Source organism: Achromobacter sp. (genome assembly GCF_049647645.1).
In the GTDB taxonomy this organism is placed as follows: domain Bacteria; phylum Pseudomonadota; class Gammaproteobacteria; order Burkholderiales; family Burkholderiaceae_B; genus Achromobacter.
The window spans coordinates 1-7,872 of record NZ_JBARYB010000215.1 but is presented as its reverse complement, the minus strand read 5'-3'; the positions used below and the strand labels follow the sequence as shown (position 1 = coordinate 7,872).

8 protein-coding genes and 1 pseudogene are annotated in these 7,872 nt (G+C 67.2%); 5 read left to right on the top strand and 4 right to left on the bottom strand.

The genetic code is table 11. From position 1 onward, the window contains the following. Positions 1-376 (bottom strand): annotated as a pseudogene (locus tag WBB14_RS25300) (hypothetical protein); the annotation flags it as partial. 141 nt (positions 377-517) lie between these two features. Between WBB14_RS25300 and WBB14_RS25295 the strand changes: the two are divergent. The 4 genes from WBB14_RS25295 (at position 518) to WBB14_RS25280 (ending at position 3,448) form a co-directional block, all read left to right on the top strand. Further along, positions 518-700, top strand: a complete 183-nt coding sequence (locus tag WBB14_RS25295; protein ID WP_424242204.1) for a hypothetical protein — start codon at positions 518-520, stop codon at positions 698-700. 89 nt (positions 701-789) lie between these two features. After that, positions 790-2,151: a DNA repair protein RadA gene (radA, locus tag WBB14_RS25290; RefSeq protein WP_424242203.1), complete on the top strand. Its 1,362-nt coding sequence runs from the start codon at positions 790-792 to the stop codon at positions 2,149-2,151. 100 nt (positions 2,152-2,251) lie between these two features. Continuing rightward, positions 2,252-3,031 (top strand): sulfite exporter TauE/SafE family protein, encoded by a 780-nt coding sequence (locus WBB14_RS25285; RefSeq protein ID WP_424242202.1) that lies wholly within the window; start codon positions 2,252-2,254, stop codon positions 3,029-3,031. A 177-nt stretch (positions 3,032-3,208) separates the two neighbouring features. After that, positions 3,209-3,448 carry a hypothetical protein gene (locus tag WBB14_RS25280; RefSeq protein WP_424242201.1) on the top strand — a complete coding sequence of 80 codons (240 nt, stop codon included), beginning with the start codon at positions 3,209-3,211 and terminating at the stop codon, positions 3,446-3,448. Between the two features lie 148 nt (positions 3,449-3,596). Here the strand turns inward: WBB14_RS25280 and WBB14_RS25275 are convergent, their stop codons facing one another. From WBB14_RS25275 to WBB14_RS25265, 3 genes are all read right to left on the bottom strand, one after another. Then, positions 3,597-4,553, bottom strand: a complete 957-nt coding sequence (locus WBB14_RS25275) for a 2-hydroxyacid dehydrogenase (protein WP_424242200.1) — start codon at positions 4,551-4,553, stop codon at positions 3,597-3,599. A 103-nt stretch (positions 4,554-4,656) separates the two neighbouring features. Further along, entirely contained in the window at positions 4,657-5,643 is a 987-nt protein-coding gene (locus WBB14_RS25270) for a Bug family tripartite tricarboxylate transporter substrate binding protein (RefSeq protein ID WP_424242199.1), read from the bottom strand. Positions 5,644-5,717: 74 nt separating this feature from the next. Continuing rightward, positions 5,718-6,731, bottom strand: coding sequence for a tripartite tricarboxylate transporter substrate binding protein (locus WBB14_RS25265; RefSeq protein WP_424242198.1), 1,014 nt, complete (start codon positions 6,729-6,731; stop codon positions 5,718-5,720). A 225-nt stretch (positions 6,732-6,956) separates the two neighbouring features. Here WBB14_RS25265 and WBB14_RS25260 point away from each other — a divergent pair. Then, on the top strand, positions 6,957-7,872 hold a 916-nt coding region (locus WBB14_RS25260), incomplete at its 3' end, for a dihydrodipicolinate synthase family protein (protein ID WP_424242197.1).

The window sequence follows — 7,872 nt, the reverse complement described above, 5'->3', positions numbered from 1 at the left end:
GCGGCACGGTTTCCTGCTGCGGCGCGGCCACGCGCTCGGTGACGGCCGCGGCCTGTTCGGCGGGCGCTTCCGCCGGCGTGGACAGCAGGGCGGGCGCGCGTTCTGAACTTGTCCCTACTTCGTGCGGAGCGATGACCGGCGTGTTCTGCTCGCTAAAGTCCTGGGCTTCGCGCATTTCAGTCCAGGCGAACAGGCCGAAGACCATGGCGGCGCAAGCGGCGGCGCCCCAGGCGGGGTGCCAACTGTGGCCGGGATGCCAGCTGCGGCGCACCGCTGCGTCCAATTCGGGACTGGAGCCCGGGTCGTGCCTGCGATACAAGGCGCGCAGATCCCGTTCATCGTCTTCGTCGAAAGGGGGGCGGTAGGTAATGCTCATGCGCGTACTCCTCGCGCATGCGCCTGGTGGCAAGGCGCATCCGCGTCTGACCTCTGCGCACGCCGCGCCGGTGGTCCGGCGGTCTCGTCGTGGCTCGGGTCCTGTTCCGGTTTAGGCGGCTTCCGGGAAAGCCGCAGGTGATTGCGCCGCGATTCCCGCTACCGCGCCCTGGGGCGTACGGTTGCAGGTATGCCGCCCTGGGCCGGACGGTTCGTCAATGCGCTGCACTTGATGATTATGCGCGATCTGGAGAAATCCGCCAGAGAATTTCTTGAGTTTGCATCATGTAACTTCAGCTCGTCCCTGTTTTTGAAAGCAGAATGACAGATAGTCGCACCGTCATGGTGCGCGTCGGGACGAAAGCGCGCGCTGGGCGCGCGCCGCGGCCCTGGCTTGCCGGTACACTTTCGCGCATGGCCAAATCCCGAACCGTATATGTGTGCTCCGATTGCGGCGGCACCACCCCGAAGTGGCAGGGCAAATGCCCGCATTGCAACGCCTGGAACACGCTGGAAGAAACCGTGGAGTCGTCGGCGCCGGCCGCTGCCTCCCACCGCTACGCGCCGCTGGCGGCCGCCAGCCCGGTGCGCAGCTTGTCTGAAATCGAAGCCCGCGAAACGCCGCGCCAGCCAACCGGACTGGAAGAGTTCGACCGCGTGCTGGGCGGCGGCCTGGTGGCTGGCGCCGTGGTCCTGATCGGCGGCGATCCGGGCATAGGCAAGTCCACCTTGCTGCTGCAGGCGCTGGCCTCGCTGTCCGAAGTCACCAATGTGCTGTATGTCACAGGCGAGGAATCCGCCGAGCAGGTGGCCTTGCGCGCGCGCCGGCTGGGCCTGCAGACCGGCAACGTCAACCTGCTGGCCGAGATCCGGCTGGAGTCGATCCAGGCCGCGGTGTCCGAGCAGAAGCCCACGGTGGCCGTGATCGACTCGATCCAGACGCTGTACAGCGGCGAACTGAGCGCGGCGCCCGGTTCGGTCTCGCAGGTGCGCGAATGCGCGGCGCAGCTCACGCGCCTGGCCAAGCAGACGGGCATCGCCATCGTCATGATCGGCCACGTCACCAAGGACGGCGCGCTGGCCGGGCCGCGGGTGCTGGAGCACATCGTCGACACCGTGCTGTATTTCGAGGGCGACACGCATTCCTCGTTCCGCCTGGTGCGCGCCTTCAAGAACCGCTTCGGCGCGGTCAATGAACTGGGCGTCTTCGCCATGACGGACCGCGGGCTGCGCGGCGTGGCCAATCCGTCCGCGCTGTTCCTGTCGCAGCACGAGCAGCAGGTCGCGGGATCCTGCGTCATGGCCACGCAGGAAGGCACGCGTCCGCTGCTGGTGGAGATCCAGGCGCTGGTGGACAGTTCGCACGCGCCCAACCCGCGGCGGTTGACGGTGGGGCTGGAGGGCAACCGCCTGGCGATGTTGCTGGCGGTGCTGCACCGGCACGCCGGCGTGTCCACCTTCGACCAGGACGTCTTCGTCAACGCGGTGGGCGGCGTGCGCATCACCGAACCCGCGGCCGACTTGCCGGTGCTGCTGGCCATCATGTCCTCGCTGCGCGACAAGCCGCTGCCGCGCGGCCTGATCGCCTTCGGCGAAGTCGGGCTGGCGGGCGAGATCCGGCCCGCGCCGCGCGGGCAGGAGCGTCTGCGCGAAGCCGCCAAGTTGGGCTTTTCGATCGCCCTGATCCCCAAGGCCAATGCGCCGCGCCAGCCCATCGAAGGGCTGGAGATCTGGGCGGTGGACCGGCTGGACGCCGCGCTGGACAAATTGCGCTGACGCCGGCGCCGGCTGAAACCGGCGGCCTGCGCAGATTGGCATCCGTAATCCGTAAATTGATGGCCCGGCCTGCAACCGGCCGGGCCTGTTGGAGCAAGACGTGAGTCTGTTAGTTATCGCCGCGTGCCTGGCCGCGGGCGGCCTGATCGGTTTCATGGGCGGCGTGCTGGGCATCGGCGGCGGCCTGATCGCGATTCCCGCGCTGGTGCTGTTGATGGGCATGTCGCAGCAGCTGGCGCAAGGCACTGCGCTCATCATGGTCCTGCCCACCATCATGATGGCGGTGCGCAAGTACAACCAACAGACCCGCATCGACAAGCGCGTGGCGCTGGCGGGCGCCGCCGGGGCCGTGGTGTTCACCTGGGTCGGCGCACAGCTGGCGCTGGGCATAGACTCCAGCATCCTGCGCCGCAGCTTCGCGGTCTTCCTGTTCTTCATCGCGCTGTTCTATGTGTGGCAGACCTGGCGCGCTTCGCGCCCCGCCGCCGCGCGCAAGCCGGTGGCCAAGGGTGATGCGCCCGTCTTCACGCCGCGCCGCGCCAGCGTGCTGGGCATGCTGTGCGGCACGCTGGGCGGCTTCTTCGGCGTGGGCGGCGCGGTGCTGGCCGTGCCCATCATCACCACCGTGTTCCGGCTGCCGCAGACCACCGCGCAGGCGCTTGCGCTGAGCATGGTGATACCGGGTTCCTTCATCGCCTTGATTACCTACTCCTGGGCAGGGCAGGCCGATTGGCTGGTGGGCGCGCCGCTGGCGATAGGCAGCCTGCTGTTCGTGCCCGTCGGCGTGAAGCTTGCGTACCGGCTGCCTGAACGCAAGCTGAGAGCCTGCTTCGCGCTGATGCTGTTCGCGACCGTGGCGCTGCTGGCGTTTGAAAGCTGAACCGTCAGCGCCATATTTCGAAGCGTTAGCGACCGAAATTTTGTGGTTCCGCGCTGAACCTTCCTGATGGACCGGGTTCAAACGGATACGGGTCAGGGTGTATGCCCTAGCGGCGATGTTGCCGTCCCGTGTCGGAAAAAAAGGCCTCCGGGCCTTTTACATTCAGGAGTTCATGAAATGACGACTCACTCCCGTATTGCTGCGTTCCTATCCACCTCGGCCTTGTGCCTCGGTCTTGCCGCCGCGCCTACAGCGTTTGCGGCGGGCGCCGATGCCACGTCCAAGACGGGTGAAACCAAGACCCAGGCGCAGCACAAGCATCACAAGTCCGACAAGACCTCCGCCAAGCCGGCGGCGGGCAAGTCGGGAGGGGCCGCGAAGACGGAGCATTCCGGCGCCGCAACGCCGACGAAGTAATCGCGGCGGGCCTTGCGGCCTGATAGTTCCTTTGCGTAAACGACTTCCGATTCCCGCGGGGGCTGGAAAGTCGAAAGCCTCTCGGTATGGGCGCCGAGAGGCTTTTTCATTGGCGCGCCGCGGTCCCGGGGCCGCGCGGATGGCTGGCCTATTCCGCTGGCGTGATCACGCGGCCGGTCTCGAAGAACGCCTGCAGGTTTTCCAGCATCAGGTTTTCCATGGCCATGCGGGTCTCCAGCGTGGCGCTGCCGATGTGCGGCAGCAGCACCGCCTTGTCGCTCTTGATCAGGGCTTCGGGCACCTTGGGTTCGTGCTCGAACACGTCGAGCGCGGCGCAGCCCAGCTTGCCGGCTTCCAGCGCGGCGACCAGCGCGGTCTCGTCGATGACGGGGCCGCGCGCGATGTTGACGATGATGCCCGTGGGGCCCAGCGCTTCCAGCACTTCGCGGTTCACCAGATGGCGCGTGCTGGGGCCGCCGACGGTGGCCACGATGAGGAAGTCGGCCCACTTGGCCAGATCGGTGAGCGAGGCCTCGTAGCCGTATTCGACGTCATCGCGCTTGCGGCGGTTGTGGTAGCGCACATCCATGTCGAAGCCCATGCCGCGGCGGGCGATGGCTTCGCCGATGCGGCCCAGGCCGATAATGCCCAGCTTCTTGCCGCTGACCCGCAGGCCCAGCGGAATGCCGCCATGCACCTGGCCCCATTGGCCTGCGCGCACGAAGCGTTCGCCCTGGCCCATGTGGCGCGCGCCCGCGATCAGCAGGCCCCAGGCCAGATCGGCGACGCAGTCGGTCAGCACGTCGGGGGTGTTGCTGACCTGCACGCCGCGCTGCTTGGCGGCCTGGACGTCGATGGTCTCGTAGCCCACGCCCCAGCTGCAGATGGCCTTCAGGTCGGGCAGGGCGTTGATGAGTTCGGCATTGGCGCCATAAGTGGCGGACGTGACGACGGCGGTGACGCCCTTGCCGTGCTCGGCCAGCGCCGCCTTGCGGTCCGGGTACTTCCATAGTTCGACTACGTCGTAGCGGTCCGCCAGCGTCTTGTTGGCGTAGGGGGAACCGGCCAGCGAGCCGACCTGGATGATGCGATGCTTGGTGGTCATGTTGTCGTACAGGTGGGTGGCAAAACGTTGATGCTACTTGATCCGGCCTTGATCCAGGCTGACGGGGTGCCCGCCAGGGGCGCCCCGCAGTCGGATCGCGGCCTCACTCGAGCTGGATATTGGCTTTCTGGATGACGTCCTTCCAGCGCTTGACCTCGGCCTGCTGGAATGCCGTGAACTGCTGCGGCGTGTTCGCTACTACCTCGAAGCCCAGGCCCTGCAAGGTCTTCTCGGTCTGGGGATCGCGCAACGCGGTCTGCAAGGCCTTGGACAATTGCTGGACGACGGCGGCAGGCGTGCCCTTGGGCACGGCAAAGCCTTGCCAGGAATACACCACCATGTCCTTGATGCCGGCTTCGGCCAGCGTGGGCACGTCCGGCAGGTCGGCGGCGCGCGCGTCGCCCGTGATGGCCAGCGCCTTGAGCTTGCCGGCCTTGATGTGGTTCTGGACCGCGCCCAGGTTCTGGAACGACACGTTGACCTGCCCGCCGATCAGGTCGGCGATGGCCGCGCCGCCGCCGCGGTAGGGCACGTCCACGCCCGTGCTCTGGGTGCGCTGGCGGAACAGCACGGCGGACAGGTGGTCCGACGAGCCCGTGCCCGAGGAGGCATAGGACACCTTGCCCGGATTCTTCTTCGCATACTCGATCAGTTCGGCGACGCTGCCGGCCGGGAAGGTTGGAGCGGCCACCAGCACGTTGGGATTGCGCACCGCCTGGGTCAGGTATTCGAAATCCTTGCTGGGGTTGTACGACAGGTTCTTGTACAGCGCCTCGTTGATGGCGAAGGTGCCGATGGAGCCGACCATCATGGTGTAGCCGTCGGGCGTGGACCGGGCCAGCGCCTGCGCGCCGATGGCGCTGTTGGCGCCGGGCTTGTTTTCGACCACGAAGGTCTGTCCCAGGATTTTCGTCAGCCCCGGCGTGACCGAGCGCGCGGTGATGTCGGAGGAGCCGCCCGGCACGAAGGGCACGATCATCGTGACGGGTTTGTCGGGATAGCCGGCGGCCTGCGCTGCGGACGTCCCGAGCAGCACGGCGCCTGCGGCGACGGCGGCTGCCATGGCCGCGGCGCTCATCAGTTTGTTCATGGTGTCTCCTGGTTCGCGTGCTGATGAAGAGCCCGCCGCCCACGCGTTGCGGACGGGCCCGGATCGGCTTGGGGTCAGTCGACCTTGGCGCCGGATTTCTTCACGACCTCCGCCCACTTGACGGATTCCTGCGCCATGAACTGTTTGAACTGGGCCGGGGTGTTGCCGGACGGCGTGGCGCCCTGCGCCTGCAGCTGCGCGCGCACGGAATCCAGCTTCAGGGCGGCGGCCACGTCGCGCTGGATCTTGTCGACCACCGCCTGCGGCGTGCCTGCGGGCGCCAGCAGCCCGAACCAGCTGGACGCCTCATAACCCTGCACACCGGCTTCCGCCATGGTGGGCACGTCGGGCAGGGCGGGCGAACGCTGGGCGGTGGTGACGGCTAGCGGGCGCAGCTTGGCGCTCTTGAGGAAGCCCATGGAGGACGGCAGGTTGTCGAAGATCAGGTCGGCGGAACCGGCCATCACGTCGGTCAACGCCGGACTGCTGCCTTTGTAGGGCACGTGGGTCATGCGCGTGCCGGTCATGTTCTGGAACAGCTCTCCCGACAGATGGGTGGAAGTGCCGTTGCCGGTGGACGCCATGTTGACGCTGCCCGGATTGGCCTTGAGGTACTTGATCAGGTCCGCCACCGTGCGGATGCCGTGCTTGTCGGCGAAGCCGGGGTTGAGCTCCAGGATGTTGGGCACCGGGATCACCAGCGTGACCGGCACGAAGTCCTTCACCGGGTCATAGGGCAGCTTGGCATAGACGGACTGGTTGATGGCATGGGTGCTGACGGTGCCCATCAGCAGGGTGTAGCCGTCTGGCGCGGCGCGCGCGGCTTCGGCCGTGCCGACGTTGCCGCCGGCGCCCGCCTTGTTGTCCACCACCACGGCCTTGTTCCAGGTCTTGCCCAGCTCGGCCGCGACGATGCGCGCCGCGATGTCGGTGGTGCCGCCGGCCGGGAAGGGCACGATGATCTTGACGTCGCGCTCGGGGTAGTCGGCCAGAGCCGGGGCGGCCGGCGACAGCAAGGCGGCGGCCGCCAGGGTGGCGGAATACAAGGCGGACAGGACGGTCCGGCCTCGCGCAGGGGCTGCATGCATGGAATTCGTCTCCTCGGTGTGCGCGTGGCCGCGCATCGTTTCTGGGGGTATTCCGCCCCTGGCATGGCCCGAGGCTTTGAAGCCGCATGACGCCCCGCGGCGCCCTGCGTTTTGCTGCCGGACTACTTGTAAAACAAATATATGTATTGAACTTGTACTTGTCAACCAAGTATACTTTTTCAAACCCCTACACCCGATAGCTGGATCAGCCTGGAGCCCCCGTCCATGAAAACCTCCCCGGTCACCGCGCAGGATTTGCAGCGTTCGGTCATCGCCGTGCCGCCGCTGGCGCGCCACGACGATCTTTCCCTGAACGAGGCGGCCAACAAGGCCTTGCTCGGCCATCTGGAAGCGGGCGGCGTGCGCAACGTGATGTATGGCGGCAATGCCAATTTCTATAACGTGGGTGTCGGCGAGTACGCGCGCATCGTCGACATGCTGGCCGGGCTGGCGGGCGCGGACACCTGGATCCTGCCCTCGGTGGGGCCCGACTACGGCAAGATGATGGATCAGGCGGCGATCCTGCGTACGCGCGCCTTTCCCACGGCCATGCTGCTGCCCATGTCCTTTCCCTACACCGACGCGGGATTGGCCGAGGGCGTGCGCCGCTTCACCGACGCGCTGGGCAAGCCCGCGGTGATCTACATCAAGTCGTCCGGCTACCTGGCGCCGGAAAGCGCCGCGCGCCTGATTGAAGAGGGCCGCATCGTGGCGTTCAAGTACGCCGTGGTGCGCGACGACCCGTCCCGGGACGCCTACCTGTCGTCGCTGCTGCAGGCGGTGGACGCGCGCTGGATCGTCAGCGGCATCGGCGAGCGCCCGGCCATCGTGCACTACCGCGATTTCGGTCTGAAGAGCTTTACCTCGGGCTCGGTCTGCGTGGCGCCGCGCGGTTCGATGCGCCTGTTGCATCTGCTGCGCGATGGCCGTTACGACGAAGCCGAAGCCGTGCGCCAGCACTACCTGGGCCTGGAAGACTGCCGCGACAGCATCAGCCCCATCCGCGTGCTGCACGATGCCGTGACCCTGTCGGGCGTGGCGGACATGGGGCCGATGCTGCCCTTGCTGACCGGCATTTCCGCCGCCGAGCGCGAGCGCGTGGCGCCGGTGGCGCGGGCCCTGGCGGCCTGGGACCGGGAGG

Coding starts and splice junctions, on each gene's coding strand:
- radA (WP_424242203.1), top strand. CDS start 790: ATGGCCAAATCCCGAACCGTATATGTGTGCTCCGATTGCGGCGGCACC.
- WBB14_RS25280 (WP_424242201.1), top strand. CDS start 3,209: ATGACGACTCACTCCCGTATTGCTGCGTTCCTATCCACCTCGGCCTTG.
- WBB14_RS25275 (WP_424242200.1), bottom strand. CDS start 4,553: ATGACCACCAAGCATCGCATCATCCAGGTCGGCTCGCTGGCCGGTTCC.
- WBB14_RS25270 (WP_424242199.1), bottom strand. CDS start 5,643: ATGAACAAACTGATGAGCGCCGCGGCCATGGCAGCCGCCGTCGCCGCA.
- WBB14_RS25265 (WP_424242198.1), bottom strand. CDS start 6,731: ATGCATGCAGCCCCTGCGCGAGGCCGGACCGTCCTGTCCGCCTTGTAT.